Origin of the sequence: Bradyrhizobium sp. CCBAU 25338 (genome assembly GCF_028128965.1) — a bacterium.
GTDB classification, from domain to species: Bacteria; Pseudomonadota; Alphaproteobacteria; order Rhizobiales; family Xanthobacteraceae; genus Bradyrhizobium; species Bradyrhizobium liaoningense.
This window is the reverse complement of record NZ_LFKY01000043.1, coordinates 403,963-426,698: the sequence shown is the minus strand read 5'-3', so window position 1 is coordinate 426,698 and position 22,736 is coordinate 403,963. Positions and strand designations below refer to the sequence as shown.

27 protein-coding genes and 1 riboswitch are annotated in these 22,736 nt (G+C 65.2%); of the genes, 10 read left to right on the top strand and 17 right to left on the bottom strand.

Translation table 11 applies throughout. The annotated features are described in order from the left end of the window. The first annotated feature begins 9 nt into the window (after positions 1-9). Positions 10-366 (top strand): carboxymuconolactone decarboxylase family protein, encoded by a 357-nt coding sequence (locus ACM42_RS35720; RefSeq protein WP_271533056.1) that lies wholly within the window; start codon positions 10-12, stop codon positions 364-366. Positions 367-444: 78 nt separating this feature from the next. Here the strand turns inward: ACM42_RS35720 and ACM42_RS35715 are convergent, their stop codons facing one another. The 4 genes from ACM42_RS35715 to ACM42_RS35700 all read right to left on the bottom strand — a co-directional run bounded on the left by ACM42_RS35715 (position 445) and on the right by ACM42_RS35700 (position 2,463). Beyond that, on the bottom strand, positions 445-777 hold the full coding sequence (locus tag ACM42_RS35715) for a hypothetical protein (protein WP_271533054.1): 333 nt from the start codon (positions 775-777) through the stop codon (positions 445-447). A gap of 116 nt (positions 778-893) precedes the next feature. Beyond that, positions 894-1,244, bottom strand: coding sequence for a PaaI family thioesterase (locus tag ACM42_RS35710; protein ID WP_333922794.1), 351 nt, complete (start codon positions 1,242-1,244; stop codon positions 894-896). 136 nt (positions 1,245-1,380) lie between these two features. Then, positions 1,381-1,962 (bottom strand): bifunctional transcriptional activator/DNA repair enzyme AdaA, encoded by a 582-nt coding sequence (locus tag ACM42_RS35705; protein WP_271533050.1) that lies wholly within the window; start codon positions 1,960-1,962, stop codon positions 1,381-1,383. A 96-nt stretch (positions 1,963-2,058) separates the two neighbouring features. After that, on the bottom strand, positions 2,059-2,463 hold the full coding sequence (locus tag ACM42_RS35700; RefSeq protein ID WP_271533048.1) for a hypothetical protein: 405 nt from the start codon (positions 2,461-2,463) through the stop codon (positions 2,059-2,061). 152 nt (positions 2,464-2,615) lie between these two features. Here ACM42_RS35700 and ACM42_RS35695 point away from each other — a divergent pair, with 152 nt between their 5' ends. After that, positions 2,616-2,840 (top strand): hypothetical protein, encoded by a 225-nt coding sequence (locus ACM42_RS35695; protein ID WP_028181098.1) that lies wholly within the window; start codon positions 2,616-2,618, stop codon positions 2,838-2,840. 121 nt (positions 2,841-2,961) lie between these two features. Here ACM42_RS35695 and ACM42_RS35690 read toward each other — a convergent pair whose 3' ends face one another. Together ACM42_RS35690 and ACM42_RS35685 are read right to left on the bottom strand one after the other, a co-directional pair. Then, a complete protein-coding gene (locus tag ACM42_RS35690; protein WP_271533047.1) occupies positions 2,962-3,201 on the bottom strand; it encodes a PilZ domain-containing protein in 240 nt (79 codons plus the stop codon). Positions 3,202-3,322: 121 nt separating this feature from the next. Further along, positions 3,323-3,787 carry a PaaI family thioesterase gene (locus ACM42_RS35685; protein ID WP_028181100.1) on the bottom strand — a complete coding sequence of 155 codons (465 nt, stop codon included), beginning with the start codon at positions 3,785-3,787 and terminating at the stop codon, positions 3,323-3,325. 382 nt (positions 3,788-4,169) lie between these two features. Here ACM42_RS35685 and ACM42_RS35680 point away from each other — a divergent pair, with 382 nt between their 5' ends. Together ACM42_RS35680 and ACM42_RS35675 are read left to right on the top strand one after the other, a co-directional pair. Next, entirely contained in the window at positions 4,170-4,466 is a 297-nt protein-coding gene (locus ACM42_RS35680; RefSeq protein WP_271533712.1) for a hypothetical protein, read from the top strand. A 108-nt stretch (positions 4,467-4,574) separates the two neighbouring features. Continuing rightward, positions 4,575-4,829, top strand: a complete 255-nt coding sequence (locus ACM42_RS35675) for a hypothetical protein (protein ID WP_271533045.1) — start codon at positions 4,575-4,577, stop codon at positions 4,827-4,829. 14 nt (positions 4,830-4,843) lie between these two features. On the opposite strand, the gene ACM42_RS35670 is transcribed toward ACM42_RS35675, so the two are convergent. Continuing rightward, positions 4,844-5,077 (bottom strand): DUF6894 family protein, encoded by a 234-nt coding sequence (locus tag ACM42_RS35670; RefSeq protein ID WP_035680900.1) that lies wholly within the window; start codon positions 5,075-5,077, stop codon positions 4,844-4,846. A gap of 318 nt (positions 5,078-5,395) precedes the next feature. Between ACM42_RS35670 and ACM42_RS35665 the strand changes: the two genes are divergently transcribed. After that, positions 5,396-5,653, top strand: a complete 258-nt coding sequence (locus tag ACM42_RS35665) for a DUF2798 domain-containing protein (RefSeq protein ID WP_239625028.1) — start codon at positions 5,396-5,398, stop codon at positions 5,651-5,653. A 568-nt stretch (positions 5,654-6,221) separates the two neighbouring features. Here the strand turns inward: ACM42_RS35665 and ACM42_RS35660 are convergent. The 4 genes from ACM42_RS35660 to ACM42_RS35645 all read right to left on the bottom strand — a co-directional run bounded on the left by ACM42_RS35660 (position 6,222) and on the right by ACM42_RS35645 (position 7,617). Beyond that, a complete protein-coding gene (locus tag ACM42_RS35660; protein WP_271533041.1) occupies positions 6,222-6,392 on the bottom strand; it encodes a hypothetical protein in 171 nt (56 codons plus the stop codon). A 156-nt stretch (positions 6,393-6,548) separates the two neighbouring features. Beyond that, entirely contained in the window at positions 6,549-6,749 is a 201-nt protein-coding gene (locus ACM42_RS35655) for a hypothetical protein (protein WP_271533039.1), read from the bottom strand. Between the two features lie 456 nt (positions 6,750-7,205). Next, the gene (locus ACM42_RS35650; protein ID WP_271533037.1) at positions 7,206-7,382 is read right to left on the bottom strand and encodes a hypothetical protein; all 177 of its coding nucleotides are present in this window, start codon (positions 7,380-7,382) and stop codon (positions 7,206-7,208) included. Between the two features lie 34 nt (positions 7,383-7,416). Further along, entirely contained in the window at positions 7,417-7,617 is a 201-nt protein-coding gene (locus ACM42_RS35645) for a hypothetical protein (RefSeq protein ID WP_271533035.1), read from the bottom strand. A gap of 324 nt (positions 7,618-7,941) precedes the next feature. Between ACM42_RS35645 and recA the strand changes: the two genes are divergently transcribed. Continuing rightward, positions 7,942-9,030, top strand: a complete 1,089-nt coding sequence (gene recA / locus ACM42_RS35640; RefSeq protein ID WP_028142816.1) for a recombinase RecA — start codon at positions 7,942-7,944, stop codon at positions 9,028-9,030. Between the two features lie 437 nt (positions 9,031-9,467). Here recA and gcvP read toward each other — a convergent pair whose 3' ends face one another. From gcvP to gcvT, 3 genes are all read right to left on the bottom strand, one after another. Beyond that, positions 9,468-12,335 carry an aminomethyl-transferring glycine dehydrogenase gene (gcvP, locus tag ACM42_RS35635; protein ID WP_271533710.1) on the bottom strand — a complete coding sequence of 956 codons (2,868 nt, stop codon included), beginning with the start codon at positions 12,333-12,335 and terminating at the stop codon, positions 9,468-9,470. A gap of 273 nt (positions 12,336-12,608) precedes the next feature. Next, positions 12,609-12,977, bottom strand: coding sequence for a glycine cleavage system protein GcvH (gene gcvH, locus ACM42_RS35630; RefSeq protein ID WP_028178850.1), 369 nt, complete (start codon positions 12,975-12,977; stop codon positions 12,609-12,611). A 10-nt stretch (positions 12,978-12,987) separates the two neighbouring features. After that, positions 12,988-14,136 carry a glycine cleavage system aminomethyltransferase GcvT gene (gene gcvT, locus ACM42_RS35625; RefSeq protein ID WP_271533031.1) on the bottom strand — a complete coding sequence of 383 codons (1,149 nt, stop codon included), beginning with the start codon at positions 14,134-14,136 and terminating at the stop codon, positions 12,988-12,990. A gap of 146 nt (positions 14,137-14,282) precedes the next feature. Further along, positions 14,283-14,371: riboswitch (glycine riboswitch) on the bottom strand. A gap of 223 nt (positions 14,372-14,594) precedes the next feature. Here gcvT and alaS point away from each other — a divergent pair. Both alaS and ACM42_RS35615 read left to right on the top strand, forming a co-directional pair. After that, positions 14,595-17,273 (top strand): alanine--tRNA ligase, encoded by a 2,679-nt coding sequence (gene alaS, locus ACM42_RS35620; protein WP_271533029.1) that lies wholly within the window; start codon positions 14,595-14,597, stop codon positions 17,271-17,273. A 6-nt stretch (positions 17,274-17,279) separates the two neighbouring features. After that, positions 17,280-18,506 carry a cyclic nucleotide-gated ion channel gene (locus tag ACM42_RS35615; RefSeq protein ID WP_271533027.1) on the top strand — a complete coding sequence of 409 codons (1,227 nt, stop codon included), beginning with the start codon at positions 17,280-17,282 and terminating at the stop codon, positions 18,504-18,506. Positions 18,507-18,510: 4 nt separating this feature from the next. Here the strand turns inward: ACM42_RS35615 and ACM42_RS35610 are convergent, their stop codons facing one another. Both ACM42_RS35610 and ACM42_RS35605 read right to left on the bottom strand, forming a co-directional pair. Then, positions 18,511-19,014 carry a DUF3455 domain-containing protein gene (locus tag ACM42_RS35610; RefSeq protein WP_271533025.1) on the bottom strand — a complete coding sequence of 168 codons (504 nt, stop codon included), beginning with the start codon at positions 19,012-19,014 and terminating at the stop codon, positions 18,511-18,513. Between the two features lie 100 nt (positions 19,015-19,114). Further along, a complete protein-coding gene (locus ACM42_RS35605; RefSeq protein WP_271533023.1) occupies positions 19,115-20,329 on the bottom strand; it encodes an NADP-dependent isocitrate dehydrogenase in 1,215 nt (404 codons plus the stop codon). A 337-nt stretch (positions 20,330-20,666) separates the two neighbouring features. Between ACM42_RS35605 and ACM42_RS35600 the strand changes: the two genes are divergently transcribed. Then, a complete protein-coding gene (locus tag ACM42_RS35600; RefSeq protein ID WP_271533021.1) occupies positions 20,667-21,875 on the top strand; it encodes a TrmJ/YjtD family RNA methyltransferase in 1,209 nt (402 codons plus the stop codon). A gap of 66 nt (positions 21,876-21,941) precedes the next feature. Then, entirely contained in the window at positions 21,942-22,505 is a 564-nt protein-coding gene (locus ACM42_RS35595) for a DoxX family protein (protein ID WP_271533019.1), read from the top strand. A gap of 6 nt (positions 22,506-22,511) precedes the next feature. On the opposite strand, the gene ACM42_RS35590 is transcribed toward ACM42_RS35595, so the two are convergent. Then, the gene (locus ACM42_RS35590; protein WP_194393097.1) at positions 22,512-22,661 is read right to left on the bottom strand and encodes a hypothetical protein; all 150 of its coding nucleotides are present in this window, start codon (positions 22,659-22,661) and stop codon (positions 22,512-22,514) included. Positions 22,662-22,736 lie beyond the last annotated feature (75 nt).

The following is a 22,736-nucleotide window of genomic DNA, read 5'->3' as shown; positions in this document are numbered from 1 at the left end:
GAGGAACCGATGGACAAGAACTACGTCGACATCACGAGGGACATCTCGGCGAACCTGAAGAAGCTGCGGAGCGACATTCCCGACACCATGAAGGGATTTGCCGTACTCGCCCAGGCCGCTACGCGCGACGGCGCGCTGGACAAGAAGACCAAGGAGCTGATCGCGCTTGCGCTCGGCGTCGCCGCGCATTGCGACGGCTGCATCGGCTTTCACACCGAGGCGCTGGTCAAGCTCGGTACGACGCGCCAAGAGATCGAGGAAACGCTCGGCATGGCCGTCTACATGGGAGGCGGGCCGTCGCTGATGTACGCTGCGGATGCGATCGCGGCCTACGAGCAGTTCCAGCAGCAATCGGCCGCCGTATAGCGCCGGTCACCTGACACGACTGTGCGAACGGGACCGGCGATTCGTCTCCGCCGGTCCCGCCCATTGAGCCTTGATCGACTACCAACGGTCGTCGACACCGACTCCGACGCTCACGCCGGGCGCGCGAATGCCGACTCCGGCGCGCGGGCCGTCGTCCCAATCGCGATGATAGGTCCGGCGCTCGTAATAGCGTTCGCGCGGCATCGAGTTATAGGAATCGCGTACGATCACGCGTGAACCGCCGCGCGTGCGATAGCAGCGGCCGGCGTCGTCGCAGACGAGCCGCACCTGCTGGACCAGATCCGGATTGGCGTATTCGCTGGTCGTGTAGATATCGGAAGCCTTCGCACTCGACACGGCTGCCAAAGCACCGACGCCCGCCAGCAGCGCCATCGTAAACGTCCTCATCATGTCCTCCTCCGAGACTGCCCTCGGCGGTAACAAGAAGGGGAGGCGGTGATCGTTCCCGCCGCGATGCTGGTTTTTCCCGGAACTGGCACCTTGTCGGGCGGCTTGTTCCCTTGATCTCAAGTCGGGAAGATGAGGCACGTGGTCGTGCCGTGAGCGAGCAATCGGCCCTTGGCATCCATCACGCGTCCATCGGCCGTTCCGATGCGGCGGCCGCAATTCAGAACCTTGCCCTCGGCCGTGATCCGGCCGGTCTCCGGCGTAATCGGTCGCAGCAGCGAAACCTTGAACTCAAGCGTGGTCTGGCTGGTGCCCTTGTCGAGGGCCGACTGGATCGCCAGTCCCATGCAACTGAGCAAGGTGGCCGTGAGACCACCATGCACAGTGCCTGCCGGATTGAGGTGAGCGCCGGTGGGGACCATCGCGACGACGACGCGACCAAGTTCAGCCTCCACCACATCATAACCCAGTGTTTAGGCGATCGTGTTGAGAGGTAGGGTTCCGTCAGCAAGGCCTTGGACGAATTCCAACCCACTCATCTGCTTTTGTCGTTCGGCGTCGACCGTTCCATAGCTCTTCGCGGTCATCTGAATCTCCTCATCGCACTCACCTGTGTTGGACTCGCGAAGCTTCGGCCTTTCTCCGGAAGGTCGATGGCGGGCAGCCGTAGAGTCGTGTGAATGCGGTGCTCATGCGCCGCGTGCTCGAAAAACCGGAGCGTTCCGCGACGGCTGCCATCGGAAGACCGCTTGAATCAAGCAGCCGCTTGGCACGCTGGACACAGATTGACAGCGCCACTTGCAGTGGAGACGCATCGAGATGTTGGGCGAACAGACGTGCCAGGTGGCGTGCGCCGACTCCCAACCGTTCAGCCAGCCGCTCCACGCCGCCGCGATCGAGCTCCCCCTTCTCGATGAGGGCCAGCGCGCGTTCGACGGTCGTTCTGGAGCCTTTCCATGCAGGACAGAACGGCGCTGTTTCCGGGCGGCATCTCAGGCAAGGACGGAAGCCGGCGTGCTCGGCCGCGGCCGCGCTACGATAAAACGTCACGTTGCGGGCGAGTGGCGTGCGCGCCGGGCAGACGGGACGACAATAGACGCCCGTTGTTCTCACCGCGACGAATATCACGCCGTCCAACGTTGCGTCGCGGCGGCGGAGGGCATCGTAGTGGGCGTCGAAGTCGAGCATGGCGCCCGCTATAGCGTCTCCATTTTTGCAGGGCGAGTCTGATGCGATGACCGTGTCCGAAAACGACCGAGCGGACGTCCATCGGCGAGGCCGCGGCTAGATCCGCTCGTAAGTCTCCGTGCCGCAGATGTCGTCGGCTTCCGCCCGCCGGCGGTCCACGACCTTTCCGCCTGATATCGTCACGATGTAGGTCTGAGCCCCGAGCGGCGCGCCGGTCGCGGAGGTGAGCTGCGCGCGGACGCATGCCGTCCAGCCCGGCCCTCGTAGCTCACGATGGGGCGGGGCGACGTGCACCTCGCGCGGATAGGACGTTGCGAGAAAGACGACGTCGATCTGCTCGCGCACCACGCGCTTGACGTCGGGAGGCGCTTCGGGCGGCGGCTGCTCCGCCTCCTTCATGCGCATGAACTCCGGCACCGGTGCGCGGCTGTCGGCAAAGCCGCAGGCACCGAGCGCAAGCGCGCCACCGAGCAGCGCTGCATGAGAAATAATCCGCAACATCCGTGAAGGTCCCCTGCGGACCGACAAATAGGCACGAATGCGATCCGACGAAGTCCGCGCCAATCAAAACTTGCTGAAGGCGCAGAACCCTGGGCGTTTGCTATTCCGCGTTTGCGGGCTAGTTTGTACCCCACATGAGGGGGATTGCACCGATGAGGATTTTGGTCATAGCGGCAGCGGTCCTGGCACTGACGGCTGCCTCGGCGCAGGCGCAGGGCCGGCGCCAGCCTAACGATGGAGCCAAGCCCGCGGACAACACGCCCAAGGTCGACGAGAAGGCCTACAAGGCGGCGCTTGAGCGCATTCCCGAGCCCAAGGACAAGTACGACCCGTGGGGCGGCGCCCGCCCGAGCGAACCTGCCAAGAAGCCGAAATGAAGTGAGGCTTGCGGACCTGCCAGCTTGATTTCGGCCGGGCTCGCACTCCGTCGTCGTATCGGGCGAACATGGATCGGCATCGCGCGCACGATGCGAACGGTCTTTCACACCGTGTGCACGACTACACGAAGGCGAGGCCGACGCGCTTGTTGCTGCGCCAGACCGTGCGACAATGCCGTGCGAAACGGTCGCGCGCGATCGAGAGCTTGAACGATTGCGGCAACATGACGGGGGCGTCCAGGTCGATCGCCGCGCCGCCTGCCGACATGTTTCGCACCGTGCAAGCGATGCCGCCGTTTTCGAAGGTGATCGTTCCACCTTTGAAAACACGGTGACGTTGCGATGCGCGCTTCTCGATCATCCGCGTCAGTCCTGCTGATGATTGTGAATTAGTGCATAGAAATTACATTGAACTAAACTCAATACTGGCGCTACTTGCGTAGCGCTTCAGACTTTGTTTACGACGTTGAAGCGGAGAGCGTTCACCCCGGCAGCATCGCGAACGCGCTCGACACCATCGCGACCGGCTTGCTGTCGGCGGCGGAGAGCAACGTGACGCGGCCAAAGCTCATGGTGCGCCCGAGCCGCACCACTCGCGCATCCGCCAGCACGTCCATTGAGGATACCGCGCGCATGAAATGCGTGGTCTGGTCGACCGTGGTCATGGGGCGGTAGCCGCGGTTGGCAGCGAGGATCGCGATCACCATGGCGGTGTCGGCAAGCGCCATCAGGGCCTGGCCGCAGACCACGCCGCCGTTCCGGCACAGCCGCTCCGAAAACGGCATGCGCAGGAGCGCGCCCGGCTGCCAGTCCGGTACGTCTGCCGGCTGCGCGTGCTCGATGCGCTCGACCGCGAGGTTGAGATCCTGGACCCAGGGCGCAAAAACCTCGCCCAGGATGCGGCGGGCGTCGGCGAGGCCGAACTCGGCTTCTGGCTGCATTTGCATTGGCGTCGCGCTCTCCTGTGTTGCCGGATGTTTCGCCTCATTGTGCGCGCATCGGCGCGGCAAAGTCACCCGGTCTCGCGCCGGTCCCGTCGGCTTGAAATTGCCTGACTTGGCCCGGTATGATGCCCTGCTTGGGTACGGGTGGATGATGTTGCGTCGGTGTGTCCTCGTCTTTGGCATGGTCGCGCTCGGTCTCGCGCTGAGCGGGTGCACCAAATGCGGCCCGATCTGGGACGACTGGCTGCATGCCCCCAAATCGTGCAGATCGGATCGGCTCTAGCGGGCCCACGCGGCCTTGAGCGGCCCCAGGTTGCGACCAGGCTGAGACGAGGATGACACGGCGCGGGCGATCCGCGCGCCATGGATGATCGAGGAGTAGATGATGAAGCTTTTCCGTTTGGCCGCGGTGCTGGCCGTGCTGGCGGGACCTGCCTACGCGCAAATGCCCAATCTCAATTTGCTGCAGGATGCCCCGAGCAAGACCCCCGAGGAGAAGGCCGCCGAAGCCGAGCGCGATAAGGCCTACAAGGAAACGCTGAAGAAGATTCCGGATTCGAAGGCGTCCAACGATCCCTGGGGCGGCATGCGCGCCGATCCGCCGAAGCAGCCGGCAGGGCCGAAGGCATCGGCCGTAACCGGTACGCCGAAGAAGACCAAGAGCGGCACCGCCGCCAACTGACCGCAGCCCCGTTCGGGGGCGACACGATGCCTTTCGGACAGGACTCCTCTTGATCCGGCCCGCGCCCTACATTTGGCTGAGAGCGTAGCGCGCAGAGGAGGGCAGGACATGGCCGATCGTCCGCGGGATCTCGCCGAGCGGATGGCGCGTCGGCGCAGGATGGCCGGCAAGCCGGGCCAGGCGGCCGGCGACGGCTATCTGCGCGAGACCTTCACGCTGCCGCGCGCGGCGGCGCGGGAAAGGGCGCAGGCCTTCTTCGCCCGCTACCCCAAGGCCGGCTACATGAGTGCGGTCGAGACCTGGCGCGAACTGCCCGGCGGCGACATCGAGTTCACCATGCGGCGGCTGCCCAGCGCGGACTGATCCGAAAAATCTTGCTAGTCGAAGGTTTCGGCAACGATGCGGATCCGGAACACCGGCTCCTTGGCCTCGTCCAGCAGCTCCATCTGCCATTCGGAATTCTCCTGGAGCTTGCGGGCAATGCCGGCGGTCATGTCGGCGCAGACGCTGGTCATCTCCTTCCACGCCGCATCGCGATTGGCAAATTCCGTCGCCTGGTCGGCGCAGCCGGAATAACGGCCGTTGCGAATTCGAAAGAAATAGAGCGGCATGGCAGGCACCGATCGCGCGCATGGTGCCTCGCCCCCCAAGGCCCTGGGCGCGGGCAGTCCAATCCCAAACCACCGTCAGATCAATCCCGGGCGGCTACGGACTACACGGGACCGTTGGCGGGCTGCGGCGCGCAAATGGGCGCGCGCGCTCCGTGGTTCTCCGACCATGAACAGAGTTCCTGAACTCCGTTCAGGTTGCACCTGGGGCACGGGGTCAAGGCGCGGCTGCATGCTGGTTCCTGCCGAGGCTTCCAGATCCCGACCAGGTGACGGCATGTGCCTTGCTTGCCTGATGAGGCAAGCACCCATGGATACCTCATGCTTGGCATTCCCCGCCGCTATTCCCATTTCGTCTTCGGCATCATCCAGTCCGGACTGACCTCGCTGGTCGCGGCGGGAATCGCCAGCTTGCCCGCAGGCAGCCCGATGATCTTCGTTCGGCACTGGATGGTGTCGTGGCTGATCGCATGGGCTGCGATGTTGCCCATCGTGCTGCTGGCGGCACCCGCGATCCGCGCCTTCTCGCTGCGCCTGACCCGGGAGGAGAGGGACCCGCGAGCCAGCCGGCAGGCTTGAAAAAGCCCCGTAGGCTCGGCACGTGAAGGTCGCGCTCGAACGGCCGCAGACTGACCGCGCACCCGTCCCAATTTCGACATCCGTTCGCACCACTGCCGACACACCCGTCGGCAAGATTTTATCCGTTCGGCGTGGCCATGGGGGAAACGTGGCCCGCCGACAACGGGGTGGCATCATGGATAACGTAGAGCGGTCATTTGCCGCCGCGACGGCGGCTGGCTTCGTCGTGCTGGTGATTGGGCTGGTGCTGCTGGCGCTGCTGTAGACGGGGTTGGGTGCCGGGGACGGCGGCAAGTGCCCATCCGGGGGATGGTACCGGGCACGCCTCGACATTCAAAAAGTCGAAAACAACCCCATGCACAGTAGGCTGCTTTGAAATTTCATTGGTCGGCCAACAGGTTATGAGTAGTATTTAGATACCTTGAAGCTGCGCGCAGCGCCTTCGCGGGGCCGTGCAGCCCCGGCGCGCGATGCCGGATCGAGATCGCGATGGCTCCGGGCCGAGGGACCAGCGACCGCTACCGCATCGAGGACGGCCTCGACCCACGCCGGAGCCGGCCTTAGGCGCCTAGTGGATCTTGATCTCGTTCAAGGGCAGGCGGAGCTCGGCGGCGCGCTCTTCACGGTCCTTCTTGCGGAACTCGTTTTCCTTGCGCTCGAACTTCACCATCTCCTTCTGCGCTGCCTCCAGCAGCGGATTGCGTCTGATCGCACCGTGCTGCGTGTCGTTGTCCGTCATGACTGAGGTCCCCGGAGTTGCGGTCCCATCCCCAGAGAAGGCCGGAGACCGCAAAAAGGTTCGGTGCCGCAGGATTGCGGAAACATGACGGCGCAGCGGCCGCGTTCTTGATGCGCGGCAGCCTTCGCGCTCGAAGAGCAACACGGCGTATGCCCGCTATTTCGGTGGTTGAAGCCCGGGCGATTTGACCCAGTCGTGCAGATGATTGGCGACGTCGGCCTGGCGGGCCTTCTTGAGGAGGGCGTCTCGCTCGGCACCCGGTGGAAGCCGGGAAGCCTGCTGCTGGACCTGCTTCACCCATGCGGAAAGCCGGTCTTGAAGGGTCAGCTGCTGCTTGAAACGTCGCCGATTGAACATGCCGCTCTCATATCCATGCGAGGAAGGCGGGAGCGCGATCGGCGACCTCGTCACCGATAGTGCCAAGGATCCGCGCGGTGATGAATCTATTAGGATCCATAAACGGATCCGCGTCTGTTCAGTTGTGCGCACAAGGCGAATTGGGCAGCCGAAATGAATCTTGGCAATTGACGAGCAGCCTTTCGGCCTGCACCCAATCGTCCGAACCAGGAGCGAACGAATCCACCAATCGCCGTTGCCGGTCCGCGCGCGCACGGCACGTTGCAGCCCTGCGATCTTCGGCGCGCAGTATGAAACGGATCTCTGAAAGAGGCCGCTGGCGGAGGCGGCGTTCCTTTCTTCAAAAAACGCTGAAAATGAGCGTGTAAGCGAAGACTGTAGAAAGGACGCCCAAGGCAACGGTGGTGATTTTAAAAACGAGGACCGCGGTCAAGCTGCACCCTCCTATGATTCAAATCACTTGAATCCTACGCCTAAAGCGTGATCGGGGAAAGTGCGCAGCGGCTTTCCGAAAAGATCAGCGTTCTTCAGGCAGGAAACCGTCTCGAGATAACGGCCAAGGTGGATGCCGCCGGTCTGGCGAAGCTCAAGGAAGCCCTTGGGGGTGACGAGGAGATTTTGAATCTCCTGCAATGAAAGAGGCTGCCCACTGAGGCGGCCTTACCTTTCACGTCGGTGCCCTTAGACCGGGCGACCGCAGCCACTCACTGATGTGCGAGCCGGTTTCAGCCAGCCGGGCTTTGCGGATTGCACGCTCCCGCTCAATGCCTGGTGGAAGCAGTTTGGCTTGCTCGCGCAGGCGCAGGGCCTCGGTGACAAGGCGTTCTTCAAGGGATGTGGTTTGTTTGATGCGGCGTCGCAGGTGCATGGCGCTAGCTTCCGTCCAGAGGCATGAGGCGGGATCGCCGCGATGGCGTTCTCGTCACCGATCAATGCCCAGGGCCGCGCGGTGACGGTTTCTTGTTAACACCTGTGGCAGACCGAATCTGAGCAAGTTTGACCACTCGCCCCCAAGACGAATTGAGCCCCTCCAAATCCAACTTGGGACGCGGGGGTCAAATACGGTCAGTACCCGCATCCGCAAAAGAACATATTGCGAACCGGGAACAAATGGGGTACATTGCTTTTATCGCCGAGCTGCCTCGCAACGTTTGTCCCTCACGCGAATCCTCGCCATAAGGAGCACGACCCAATGTCCGCAACTGCCTTGCGTATCGTCGAAGGATCTTCCATGGACAAGAGTAAAGCTCTGGCCGCCGCGCTCTCCCAGATCGAGCGCCAGTTCGGCAAGGGCTCGGTGATGAAGCTCGGCAAGAACGACCGGTCCATGGACATCGAGGCGGTGTCCTCCGGCTCGCTCGGGCTCGACATCGCGCTCGGCATCGGCGGCCTGCCCAAGGGGCGTATCGTCGAGATCTACGGGCCGGAATCCTCGGGCAAGACCACGCTGGCGCTGCATACGGTGGCGGAAGCGCAGAAGAAGGGCGGCATCTGCGCCTTCATCGACGCCGAGCACGCGCTCGACCCGGTCTATGCCCGCAAGCTCGGCGTCAACATCGACGAGCTCCTGATCTCGCAGCCCGACACCGGCGAGCAGGCGCTGGAGATCTGCGACACGCTGGTGCGCTCGGGCGCTGTCGATGTGCTGGTGATCGATTCGGTTGCGGCGCTGGTGCCGAAGGCCGAGCTCGAAGGCGAGATGGGCGATGCGCTGCCGGGCTTGCAGGCCCGTCTGATGAGCCAGGCGCTGCGCAAGCTGACGGCCTCCATCAACAAGTCCAACACCATGGTGATCTTCATCAACCAGATCCGCATGAAGATCGGTGTGATGTACGGCTCGCCGGAAACGACGACCGGCGGCAATGCGTTGAAATTCTACGCCTCCGTCCGCCTCGACATCCGCCGCATCGGCGCGATCAAGGAGCGCGACGAGGTGGTCGGCAACACCACGCGTGTCAAGGTGGTGAAGAACAAGCTGGCGCCGCCCTTCAAGCAGGTCGAGTTCGACATCATGTACGGCGAGGGCGTCTCCAAGATGGGCGAGATCCTCGATCTCGGCGTCAAGGCCGGCATCGTCGAAAAGTCCGGCGCCTGGTTCTCCTATGACAGCCAGCGCCTCGGCCAGGGCCGCGAGAACTCGAAGGCATTCCTGAAGGCCAATCCCGACATCACCGCCAAGATCGAGACCTCGATCCGCCAGAACTCCGGCCTGATCGCCGAGCAGATTCTCGCCGGCACCCCCGAGCGCGACGCCGACGGCGAGGAGCCGGCGGACGAGTAAGCCTCGACCAACGAAAAGTTTTTCGCGAGGAGCGGGCGCTGAGGACGTTGAGTTGCCGACGTCATCGGCGCCCGTTTCGTTTTGCGCGAGGGGGGCGCGCCGCTACCTCAAAGGTGCACTCCCTCTCCCGCTTGCGGGAGAGGGCCGGGGAGAGGGTGTTTCTGCAATGGGACACTCCCCAAGAGGAAAAAGCCCTCACCCGGCGCTTCGCGCCGACCTCTCCCGCAAGCGGGAGAGGTGAACGAGCCGCCGCGGTCATCGATTCAACCTAAAGCCATTCCGTTTTAGGTCGAAGCCGTAGAGCGGATTGGCCGTGCGATGCGCGAAGCCATTGCCCGGTGCAATCCACCACTGTTCGTCTCTGCGGAAGCTGAAGCGGTGGGTTGCGCCGGCGGACCGTGCTTCGCACAGCCGCCTGCCCACCACCCACCGATTCCTTACTCGGCCGCTTCCGCGTAGTCGCTCACCGGCGGGCACGAGCACACCAGGTTGCGGTCGCCATAGACGTTGTCGACACGGCCCACCGGGCTCCAGTACTTGTCGGTGCGCGAGCTGCCCGCGGGGAAGCAGCCTTCGCTGCGGCTGTAGGCGCGATTCCAATCGTCATCCGCGATGTCATGCACCGTGTGCGGGGCGTGACGCAGCGGGGATGCCTCGATCTTGAAGCGGCCGGCCTCCACCTCGGCGATCTCCTTTCGGATCGCGATCATGGCGTCGCAGAATCGGTCCAGCTCAGCCCTGGATTCCGACTCGGTCGGCTCGATCATCAGCGTGCCCGGCACCGGGAAGCTCATGGTTGGAGCGTGGAAGCCATAGTCGATCAGGCGCTTCGCGATGTCGTCGACGGTGACGCCGCTTGTCGTCTTCAGCGGACGCGGGTCGACGATGCACTCGTGTGCGACGCGTCCCCTGGCGTTCTTGTAGAGCACCGGGAAGTGTGGATCGAGCCGCGCTGCGATGTAGTTGGCGTTGAGGATCGCGATCTCGGTGGCACGCTTCAGGCCGTCGCCGCCCATCATCAGGATGTAGATGTAGGAGATAGTCAGGATCGACGCTGAGCCGAACGGCGCGGCCGAGACCGGCCCGACCGGAGCGTCGCCTTGTGTTGCCGGGTGACCGGGCAGGAACGGGGCGAGATGCGCCTTGACGCCGATCGGGCCCATGCCGGGGCCGCCGCCGCCATGCGGGATGCAGAAGGTCTTGTGCAGGTTGAGATGGCTGACGTCGGCACCGTAATCTCCGGGCCTGCTGAGGCCGACCTGCGCGTTGAGGTTGGCGCCGTCGAGATACACCTGGCCGCCATGGCCGTGCACGATGTCGCAGATCTCGCGGATATGCTCCTCGAACACGCCGTGGGTCGAGGGATAGGTGATCATGACCGCGGCTAGGTCGCTCGAATGCTTCTCGGCCTTGGCGCGGAGATCGTTGACGTCGACGTCGCCGTTCTTCTCGCAGGCGACCACCACCACCTCCATGCCGGCCATCGCGGCCGAGGCCGGGTTGGTGCCGTGGGCGGAGGAGGGGATCAGGCAGATCTTGCGGTGGCTCTGCCCGCGCGCGACATGATAGCCGCGGATCGCCAGCAGCCCGGCATATTCGCCCTGCGCGCCCGAATTCGGCTGCAGCGAGATCGCGTCATAGCCGGTGATGTCACACAGCCACTTCTCCAGCCGCGCGAACAGCGCGTGATAGCCGGCGGCCTGCTCGCGCGGCACGAACGGGTGCAGCGTCGCGAACTCCGGCCAGGTCAGCGGCATCATCTCCGTGGTCGCGTTCAGCTTCATGGTGCAGGAGCCGAGCGGGATCATGGCGCGGTCGAGCGCGAGGTCGCGATCGCTGAGCTTGCGCATGTAGCGCAGCATCTCGGTCTCCGAGCGGTGCGCGTGGAAGACCGGATGGGTGAGGAACGGGGTGGTGCGCTTCAACGTCTCCGGCAGCGCCTCGCGCGTCCCGGCGTCGATCTCGGCATAGGCGAATGTGCCGCCGAAGGCGCGCCAGACCGCTTCGACCGTCGCAGGCGTCGTGGTCTCGTCGAGCGCGATGCGCAGAGCCGCATCACCGATGCCGAGATTGATCCTTTCGGCCGCGGCGCGCGCAACGATCTCGGCGCGCCTGCCGCCGGCATCGATGCTGAGCGTGTCGAAGAAGTTTTCGGACTGCGGCGCAAAGCCGAGCTTGCGCAGGCCGCTCGCGAGCACGGCGGTGCGGCGGTGGACGTTGCGCGCGATCTGCGAGAGCCCCTCGGGGCCGTGATAGACCGCATACATCGAGGCGATCACGGCGAGCAGCACCTGCGCGGTGCAGATGTTGGAGGTTGCCTTCTCGCGGCGGATGTGCTGCTCGCGGGTCTGCAGCGCGAGGCGGTAGGCAGGCATGCCGCGGGAATCGACGGAAAGGCCGACGATGCGGCCGGGCAGCGAGCGCTTCAGCGCATCGCGCACCGCCATATAGGCCGCGTGCGGTCCGCCATAGCCCATCGGCACGCCGAAGCGCTGCGCCGAGCCGATCGCGATGTCGGCTCCGAGCTCGCCGGGTGAGGCCAGCAGCGTCAGCGCCAGCAGGTCAGCGGCAACGATCGCAAGCGCGCCCTTGGCCTTCAGCGCCGCAATCGCAGGCCTGAGGTCGCGCAATGCGCCCGACGTTCCCGGATATTGCAGCAGCGCACCAAGCACGTCAGTCTCAGCGAGATCGGTGAGGGGATCGCCGACGATCAGGGTCCAGCCCAGCGGCTCGGCGCGGGTCCGCATCACGGCCAGCGTCTGCGGATGGACGTCCTTGTCGACGAAGAAAGCCTTCGCCTTCACCTGCGAGTGCCGCTCCGCGAGCGCCATCGCTTCGGCCGCCGCGGTGGCTTCGTCGAGCAGCGAGGCGTTGGCGACGTCGAGCCCGGTGAGGTCGCAGATCATGGTCTGGAAGTTGAACAGCGCCTCCAGCCGGCCCTGGCTGATCTCGGGCTGGTAGGGCGTATAGGCCGTGTACCAGGCCGGATTCTCCAGAATGTTGCGCTGGATCACCGCGGGCAGGATCGTGCCGGAATAGCCTTGGCCGATCAGCGAGGTGAAGACCTGGTTCTGACGCGCGAGCTCGCCCATATGCGCGATCGCCTCGGTTTCGCTGAGCGGCTTGCCGAGGTCGAGCGGGGCGGTCTGCCGGATTGAAGCCGGCAGCGTCTCCGCCATCAGCGCGTCCACGCTTTTCGCGCCGACGGTCTCCAACATTGCGGTGACGTCGCGCGCCGAGGGGCCGATGTGGCGGCGGACGAAAGAGGCGGCGGTATCGCCGTTGGATTTGCGGTGCGCGGTCATCATGGGTCCTCGCTTCAGGTCATCTGTCGTCGTCACGCCCCTCAGTTCAGGGGCAGTCGCATAAGCGGATCACGTTCCTTCGGCACCACCGTGCCACAAACTCGTCATGCCCGGGCTTGTCCCGGGCATCCACGTTCTTCGTGCCGCGAGGAGGCCGTGGATGGCCGGGACAAGCCCGGCCATGACGATGTGGAGACATCGCGCGTACGCCCTCATCTGCGATACTCCTGCGCCTTCGCGGGCCATGGCGATGTGGAAAGATCGCGCTTCATCTCACGCCGTATGGGCCTTGTAGGCGGCTTCATCCATGAGGCCGCCGAGTTCGCTCTTGTCGGCAATCTTGATCTTGAAGAACCAGGCTTTGCCTTGCGCATCCGAGTTCACCAGCGCCGGCTCGGCGGCAAGCGCCTCGTTCGCCTCGAGCACTTCGCCTGTAACAGGCGCGTAGACGTCGGAGGCGGCCTTCACCGATTCCACGACGGCGGCGGCTTCGGCCTTCTTCAAGCTCCGGCCGACCTTGGGCAATTCGACGAACACGACGTCGCCGAGCTGCTGCTGGGCGTAGTCGGTGATGCCGACCGTGGCGGTATCGCCGTCGATCGCGAGCCATTCGTGGTCGGAGGTGTACAGCGTCGTGGTCATTGTCTTGTCCTCAGCGTTTGTAGGTGTTTTTCACGAAGGGCATGGCGGCGACAGCGAGCGGCAGGCGCTGGCCGCGCACCTCGGCGAAGAGTTTGGTGCCGAGCGCGCTCAAATTCGTGGGCACGTAGCCCATCGCGACCGGCGCATTCAGGCTCGGGCCGAAACCGCCCGATGTGACCTTTCCGATCGGCTCGCCGCCGGCCTGATCCGCAAACAGCAGCGCGCCCTCGCGCACCGGCGCGCGGCCCAGGGCGAGCAGGCCGACGCGGCGGCGGGACGCGCCGTTATCGAAATGCGCGAGGATCTTCCCGGCGCCGGGAAAGCCGCCGGCGCGCATCCCGCCGCTGCGACGGCTCTTCTGCACCGACCATTCCAGCGCGGCCTCGACCGGCGTGGTCGCGGTGTCGATGTCGTGGCCGTAGAGGCAGAGCCCGGCTTCGAGCCGCAGGCTGTCGCGGGCGCCCAGGCCGATCGGCAGCACGTCCGGGTTTTCGAGCAGCGTTTTTGCCAGACGCTCCGCATCGGCCGCGGGGACCGAGATCTCGAACCCGTCCTCGCCGGTATAGCCGGAGCGCGAGACGAAGCACTTGAGGCCGGCCACCTCTTGCGGGCCGGAATCCATGAATGTCATGGACGGCGCCCCTGCACACAATTTCGCCAGCGCCGCTTCCGCCTTCGGGCCCTGCAGCGCGATCAGCGCGCGGTCGGCCAGAGAATCGATGACGCAATCGTCCGCGAGGTGCGCGCGCAGATGCGCCTCGTCCGCTTCCTTGCAGGCGGCGTTGACGACCAGGAACAGGTGGTCGCCGAAATTGGCGACCATGAGATCGTCGAGAATCCCGCCTTCCGCATTGGTGAACTGGGCGTAGCGCTGCCGGCCCGGTGCAATCGCCACGATGTCCTGCGGCACCAGCCGTTCCAGCGCGCGGGCGGCGTCCTCGACCTTGCCCGACTTCGGCCGCAGCGCGAGCTGCCCCATATGGGAGACGTCGAACAGGCCGGCCGCGGCTCGCGTATGGAGGTGCTCCTTCAGCACCCCCGCGGGGTACTGCACGGGCATATCATAGCCAGCGAACGGCACCATCTTGCCGCCGAGGGACACATGCAGGGCGTGGAGGGGCGTATGTCGGAGAGATTTCTGGTCGGCGGGTACTGGCATCACAGGGGTCCTCGGCGGTTCCCCGGGGACGATTCCCCGGGCCAACCAGTCGAAGCCCCATCTGTCGCTGTGCCTGAGAGTATTATCCCGTCGGCGGGTGCCACCCGGGTTCTTAGGCCCGTCGGCGCCTCTTTCCAGATGCTGTCAAAGCCACGCGGTCCTTTTGCCTGAGAGTTTCCGGGGCGGTTGCTCCTTCGGCGCCGGCAGTAAAGCCGGTCTCTCCCGACGTGGCCGTACGATATAGATGGTTACAGACCACAGGGCGGCCAAGCCTGTCAACGCGGCGGTTTCGCCTTTTCAACCGGGATTGCGCGCCTGCGGCAACCCTCTGATCTCCTTGCACAGTTTCTGGACACTGAAGCAGGCCTTGTCTAAAAGCGCTTTGGCCCGCAGATATCAGCCCTAACCTCCGGTTTGGATGGCAGGAAGCGGGTCCAAGCACACCCGATTGGATGAACATGAGCGGCGTCAACGAGATCAGGTCGACCTTTCTGAACTTCTTTGCCGAGAACGGCCACGAGATCGTGCCGTCCTCGCCATTGGTGCCGCGCAACGACCCCACGTTGATGTTCACCAATGCCGGCATGGTGCAGTTCAAGAACGTCTTCACCGGCGTGGAGAAGCGGCCCTATCAGCGCGCCACCACCTCGCAGAAATGCGTACGCGCCGGCGGCAAGCACAACGACCTCGACAATGTCGGCTACACCGCGCGCCATCTCACCTTCTTCGAGATGCTCGGCAACTTCTCGTTCGGCGACTATTTCAAGGAACGCGCGATCGAGCTCGCCTGGAAGCTGATCACCGCCGAGTTCGGGCTGAAGAAGGACAAGCTGCTGGTCACGGTCTATCACACCGACGACGAGGCGGCGGGCCTGTGGAAGAAGATCGCCGGCTTCTCCGACGACCGCATCATCCGCATCCCGACCTCGGACAATTTCTGGGCGATGGGCGACACCGGCCCGTGCGGCCCGTGCTCGGAGATCTTCATCGACCGCGGCGAGCACATCTGGGGCGGGCCTCCGGGCTCGCCGGAGGAGGACGGCGACCGCTTCCTCGAATTCTGGAATCTCGTGTTCATGCAGTTCGAGCAGGTGACGAAGGAGGAGCGCCAGCCGCTGCCGCGTCCCTCGATCGACACCGGCATGGGCCTGGAGCGCATGGCCTGCATCCTCCAGGGCGTCGAGAGCGTGTTCGAGACTGACCTGTTCCGCAACCTGATCGATGCGACGGCGTCCGCGCTCGGCACCGGGCCGAACGAGCAGACCGTGGCCTCGTTCCGCGTCATCGCCGACCATCTGCGCTCCTCGGCCTTCCTCGTCTCCGACGGCGTGCTGCCCTCGAACGAGGGCCGCGGCTACGTGCTGCGCCGGATCATGCGCCGCGCCATGCGCCATGCGCAGCTGCTGGGCGCCAAGGAGCCGCTGATGCATCGGCTGGTCTGGGCGCTGGTCCGCGAGATGGGCCAGGCCTACCCCGAGCTGATGCGCGCCGAAAAGCTGATCGAGGAAACGCTGCGGCTGGAAGAGACCCGCTTCCGCAAGACGCTGTCGCGCGGCCTCGCCATTCTCGACGAGAAGAGCGCGGGCCTGAAGAAGGGCGACATGTTCGACGGCGACGTCGCCTTCACGCTCTACGACACCTACGGCTTCCCGCTGGACCTGACGCAGGACGCGCTGAAGTCGCGCGGCATCGGCGTCGACCAGGCGGCGTTCACGGATGCGATGGAGCGGCAGAAAGTGAAGGCGCGCGAGTCCTGGAAGGGCTCGGGCGAGGCGGCTTCCGAGGCGATCTGGTTCCCGCTGCGCGAGAAGCTGGGTGCGACCGAATTCCTGGGCTACGAGACCGAGAGCGCCGAAGGCGTGGTGTCCGCGCTGGTGAAGGACGGCCATGAAGTCGCCAGCCTCAAGGCCGGCGAGACGGGCGCGATCGTGCTCAACCAGACGCCGTTCTATGCGGAGTCTGGCGGCCAGGTCGGCGACACCGGCGTGCTCTCGGGTGAGGGCGGCGTCAAGTTCCGCGTCACCGACACGCAGAAGAAGCTCGGCGATCTCTTCGTCCATGTCGGCACGGTGGAGAGCGGCGAAATCAGGCTCGGCACCGCGCTGCAGCTCGAGGTGGATCATTCGCGGCGCTCCTCGATCCGCGCCCATCACTCGGCGACGCATCTCATCCACGAGGCGCTGCGCCAGGTGCTCGGCGACCACATCGCCCAGCGCGGCTCGATGGTCGCGCCCGACCGCCTGCGCTTCGACTTCGTGCATCCGAAGCCGATCACGGCGGAGGAGCTGTCCCGCATCGAGGACATCGCCAACGACGTTGTGCTGGAGAACGACGAGGTCACCACGCGGATCATGGGCGTGGACGAGGCCCGCGAGGCCGGTGCACGCGCGCTGTTCGGCGAGAAATACGGCGACGAGGTCCGCGTCGTCTCGATGGGCAGGACCGCGCGCGAGCGCGGCGCCAACGCGCTCGGCTGGTCGGTCGAGCTCTGCGGCGGCACCCACGTCAAGCGCACCGGCGATATCGGCCTGATCACGCTGACGGGCGAGAGCGCGGTCGCCTCGGGCGTGCGCCGCATCGAGGCGCTGACCGGCAATTACGCGCGCAGGCACGCCAACGACACTATGGCGCTGGCGAAGACCGCGGCGAACGAGCTGCGTACCTCGATCGACGAAGTGCCGGCCCGCATCGCCGCGCTGATGGAGGAGCGCAAGAAGCTCGAGCGCGAGCTGTCCGACGCCCGCAAGAAGCTCGCGATGGGCGGCGGCGCCGCAGCCAGCAACGGCGCCGCGGCCGGCGTGCGCGAGGTCGGTGACGTCAAGCTGATGGCACGTGCCGTGGAGGGCATCGAGATGAAGGATCTCAAGAGCCTCGCCGACGACGGCAAGAAGCAGATCGGCTCGGGCGTCGTCGCCATCGTCGGCGTCACCGAGGACGGCAAGGCCGGTGTGGTGGTCGGCGTCACGCAGGACCTCACCGCGCGCTTCAACGCCGTGAACCTCGTGCGCATCGCCTCCGAAACGCTCGGCGGCAAGGGCGGCGGCGGCCGGCCCGACATGGCCCAGGCCGGCGGTCCCGATGGCGCCAAGGCGGCGGCCGCGCTCACCGCGATCGAAAAAGCGATGGCGGGCGCTTAAGTCGCAATGGCCCCCGTTCCGCGAGGACGTGGGCTTCGCGATCCCGAATTTCGGGATCGCCTCTACGATTTGCTGGAGCACGATCCGCTGGCCTATTCGGTCGGGTCGCGCTTCATCCAGCTGATCATCGGGGTCATCGTGCTCAATGTGGCCGCGATGATCCTCGCCTCGCTGCCGGAGCTCGATGCGCAGTTCGGCACGCTGTTCGCGGGCATCACCGTCCTGTCCGTGATCGTGTTCGCGCTGGAATACGCGGCGCGGCTGTGGACGGTGGCGGGGCACACCCAGCGCAAGGGCTCCGCGCTGGCCGACCGGCTCAGCTACGCCTTTTCCGCGCTCGGCATCATCGATCTGATGGCGTTCCTGCCCGCGGCAATCGTGCTCGCCACCGGCGGGCATGCGACGCTGGCCGCGCTCGGCGTGCTGCCGTTCTTCAAGCTGATCCGCTATTCGCCGGCGATGCGCTCGCTGCTCGCCGCCGTGCATGCCGAGCGGCGGGCGCTGATTGGCTGCATCGTCATCCTGATCGGCGCGGTGCTGACCTTTGCCTCGCTGCTCTACGCCATCGAGCGCGACGTGCAGCCCGACAAGCTCGGCACCATTCCACAGGCGATGTGGTGGGCGATCGTCACGCTCGGCACGGTTGGCTATGGCGACGTCGTGCCGGTGACGCCGCTCGGCAAGTTCGTCTCCACCTTCGCCATCGTCGCCGGCTTTGCCATGATCGCGCTGCCGGTCGCGATCATCTCGACCGCATTCGCCGAAGAGGTGAAGCGGCGCGATTTCGTCGTCACCTGGGGCATGCTTGCGCGGGTGCCGCTGTTCTCGCATCTGTCGGCCGCGGAGATCGCCGACATCATGCGGCTGCTCCGCGCGCGCACCGTCGAGCAGGGCGAGATCCTGGTGCGGCGGGGCGATGTCGCCTCGTCGATGTATTTCATCACCGCCGGCGAGGTCGAGATCGCGCTGCCGAGCCAGCATGTGCGGCTCGCCGACGGCACCTTCTTCGGCGAGATCGCGCTGCTGCACAGGACAAAACGCAGCGGCACGGTGACGGCGACCCGCAAGACCCGGCTGCTCGTGCTCGACGCCCAGGATTTTCACGCCCTGATCGAGCGCATGCCGACGCTCGCCGACCACGTCCATACCACCGCCAAGGCGAGGCTCGCCGATAGCGGCGACCTCGCGCTCGCCGAGCTCGCGCAGGCGGAGAAGAACGACGCCGACCGCTGAGCGGTCAGCCTTTCTTCAGGAAAACATAGTCGGCCGCGTACGGCGCGCTTTTGAACTCGCCGGCCTTCTCGCATGCACCGTCGAGCTTGCCGCCGTGGGTGTTGATGCGCTGGACGGTGGTCACGGGCGTGAGCACGCCGCTGCCGCGGGGGGAGGCGACCTCCAGCTTCAGCCAGGGGATGTCGGCGGCGGTGGCGCCTGGTGCGTTGCCGATGGCCTTGCCGACGACGGCGCTGCCGTCGGCATGCTCCCAGGTCGGGCCGGCATAGTGCCGCCCGATCGTCTTGCCCTCGGACAGCAGCGTCGCGATCGGCTCGCGGAAGGCCCAGGCGAGCTTGCCGTCAGCGCCGGCCTTGCACTCATAGACCTGCGCGCCCTCGGCGTGGACGCTGAGCACGACGGTCTCGCCCGGCGCCGCGATGGCGTCGGGGAGAGGATCGGCGGCTCTGGCTTGCCCGGCCATGGCGGCGAGCAACAGCAGGCTGGGGACGGCAGGCTTGATCCGCATGGTCGCATCTCCGCGCGAGGGCCACAAAAATAAAAAGGGCCACGCTTTGGCGCGGCCCTTGATGATGTCTGGTCCAGTCGGGCGAAATTGCGGATGGCGGCTAGGACGCCAGCGCCTTCGTGAGGTTTTCCGCGACCTTGTCGAGGAAGCCGGTGGTCGAGAGCCAGCGCTGGTCGGCGCCGACCAGGAGCGCGAGGTCCTTGGTCATGTAGCCGGCCTCGACGGTGTCGACGCAGACCTTCTCCAGCGTGTTGGCGAACTTCGCCAGCTCGGCATTGTTGTCGAGCTTGGCACGGTGGGCGAGGCCGCGTGTCCAGGCGAAGATCGAGGCGATCGAGTTGGTCGAGGTCTCCTTGCCCTTCTGGTGCTCGCGGTAGTGCCGGGTCACCGTGCCGTGGGCGGCTTCGGCTTCCACGGTCTTGCCGTCGGGCGTGAGCAGCACCGAGGTCATCAGGCCGAGCGAGCCGTAGCCCTGCGCGACGGTGTCGGACTGCACGTCGCCGTCGTAGTTCTTGCAGGCCCAGACATAGCCGCCGGACCATTTCAGCGCCGAGGCGACCATGTCGTCGATCAGGCGGTGCTCGTAGGTCAGGCCCTTGGCGTCGAACTCCTTCTTGAACTCGCGGTCGAAGATGTCCTGGAAGATGTCCTTGAAGCGGCCGTCATAGACCTTGAGGATCGTGTTCTTGGTCGACAGGTACACCGGGTAATTACGGAGCAGGCCGTAATTGAACGAGGCGCGGGCGAAGTCGACGATGGAGTCGTCGAGATTGTACATCTCCATGGCGACGCCGGCGCCGGGCGCCTTGAACACTTCCTTCTCGATCACGGTGCCGTCCTCGCCGACGAACTTCATCGAGAGGGTGCCCTTGCCCGGGAACTTGATGTCGGTGGCACGGTACTGGTCGCCATAGGCATGGCGGCCGATGATGATCGGCTTGGTCCAGCCGGGAACCAGGCGCGGCACGTTCTTGCAGATGATTGGCTCGCGGAAGATCACGCCGCCAAGGATGTTGCGGATGGTGCCGTTCGGCGACTTCCACATCTGCTTGAGGTTGAACTCCTTCACCCGGGCTTCATCCGGGGTGATGGTGGCGCACTTGACGCCGACGCCGACCTTCTTGATCGCCTCGGCGGCGTCGATGGTGACCTGATCGTTGGTGTGGTCGCGGTATTCCATCCCCAGGTCGAAATAGAGCAGCTCGACATCCAGGAACGGGGTGATCAGCTTGTCCTTGATGTACTGCCAGATGATCCGGGTCATCTCGTCGCCATCGAGCTCGACGACGGGATTGGATACCTTGATTTTTGCCATGATCGGGGAAGCCTCTTGGGAACGGCGCTTTTGGCGCGCCACGGGAATATCCGCCGCCTCTTAGCATCGCCGCGCGGCTGGCGAAAGCCAAGGGATTATGCACTTTTAGCTCATCCAGCTTCCGCAGATGGGGAGCGGGAAGCGGCCCTGCCCCAGGGCCGGACCTGAGGATTCGGAAGAGAATCAAAAGTCGAATCCAACCCGTTATTTCCCTTGAGAATTTCGTCAGGACAGGCAAACGACAGGCGGCGGTGCAGCCCGCCCGGCGGGCCGGCTTGAATCAACTCCTGAAGTGGCCTCCGCAAGGCCTTGAAAGACAGCGTGAAAGCGAACCGAGATGTCGGGGACTGACAAGAGCAAGGCGGGTCTATCCCTCGACGGTCCCATCGTGATCCTGGTCGAGCCGCAGCTCGGCGAGAACATCGGCATGGCCGCGCGCGCCATGGGCAACTTTGCTCTCGGCCGGCTGCGCATCGTCAACCCCAGGGACGGCTGGCCCAACATCGCCGCCCAGCGCGCCGCGGCCGGCGCCGACCACATTCTGGAAAAGGTCGAATTGTTCGACACGGTGGAGCAGGCGGTCGCCGACCTCGACCTCTTGTTCGCCACCACGGCGCGCCCCCACGACCAGGCCAAGCCCGTGGTCGGGCCGGAAGCCGCAGCCAGCGAGATCGCCGGGCACGTCGCGACCGGCGGCAGGTGCGGCATCCTGTTCGGCCGCGAGCGCTGGGGGCTGACCAACGAGGAGGTCGGGCTTTCCAACCGCATCATCACCTTCCCGGTCAATCCGGGCTTTGCCTCGCTCAACCTCGCCCAGGCCGTGCTGCTGGTCGGCTACGAATGGTTCAAGCGCGCGACCTCGGGCGCGCTGCCCCACGCCATGCCGGAGCGCTCCGAGCGCGCTTCGCAGCACCAGATGCAGGCCTTCTTCGACAATCTCGTGCGCGAGCTCGACAAGGTCGAATTCCTGCGCCCGGCCGAGAAGCGCGACACCATGCTGGTGAACCTGCGCAACATCTTCACCCGCATGGAGCCGACCAAGCAGGACATGCACACCCTCCACGGTGTGGTGATGGCGATCGCCGAGGGGCGCAAGGGCCCGGCCAAGGGCGGCGTGCTCGACGGCGAGCAGGCGACGCGCCTGCGCGCGCTGCTCGCCGAGCACGGGCAGGGCGGCGGCGTCTCCGACAGCGGCTCCACCGTCCGCGGCCTCGCCCGCCTGCTCCGCCGCAACCCGACCGACGCCGAGCGTCTGCTGTGGCAGGCGCTGACGCGCGACCGCCGCTTCGCCGGCCAGTTCAAGCGCCAGACCCCGGTCGGCCGCCACATCCCGGACTTCGTCTCGTTCCCGCACCGGATCGCGATCGAGCTGGTGAACCCGGGCGAGGGCGAGGCGATAGCGGCCGACCGCGCGGGCCGGCGGACCTGGCTGGAGGCGCGGGACTATCGGGTGCTCGACGTCCGCGCAGCTGATGTGGAGCGCGATCTCGAGGCGGAGCTCGTGCGGCTTGCGGGGATGATGGCCGACGGATCGAGCGCTCCGTAGCAGCAGGCTCAAGGCGCGTCGTACTCCACTACGTCCCACGAATATGCGTCAACTCCGCTGACACTCGTGAGCGGCAGCTCGGCCTGCGCGCGGTCTGAGCGCTTCGTGCGATCCGCCAATCATGATAAGGCTGGCTCTCGCCGTGGACGTGTTCAGCCGGTCGTGGACAGCAGGGGGATTCTTTCAGTGATATCCCATTTGGAGTCGCGGGCGCTCGACGAGTTCGCCACAAGGACAGCGGGCGTGCTGATCTTGATCGGCCGCATTCTGCTTGCGTGGGTATTCGTCGGAAGCGCGTACGGAGCGCTATCCAATTTCGGCGGCTCGGTGGGCTATTTCAGGTCGCTGAACCTTCCGGCACCTGAGCTGTTCACCATCATGAACATAGCAGTCGAGGTCCTCATATCCCTCGGCCTGATATTCGGTCTCGGCACGCGCTACTGCGCAGTTCTGATGTTCGTGTTCGTGCTGACGGCGACAGTGATCGCACACCGCTATTGGGAATATCCCGCCGGCGCGCAGCAGATTGGTCAATACAACCATTTCCTGAAGAACATCTCGATCATGGGAGGCGCGATGTTGATCTTCGTCACCGGGCCGGGCCGTTTCAGCTTGGACCGGGCAACGTAGACGGCATCACTTCACGTGGGGCTTGAATGCGTCCTCGATCGCTCGACGGATGCTCCTTGTGAGCGGCTTCAAGGCATCGCCCAGGAACGCGAAGAGAAGCATCAGCCACGTCGCAAGCGCGGCACACCACAGCATCACTTCCAGTATCTCGGGCATGCGCCCTCTCGAAAAATACGTTCTCTGAAATACGGCCAGTGTCGCCCAAAGGAGCCGACACGGCAAGTCGTCTTC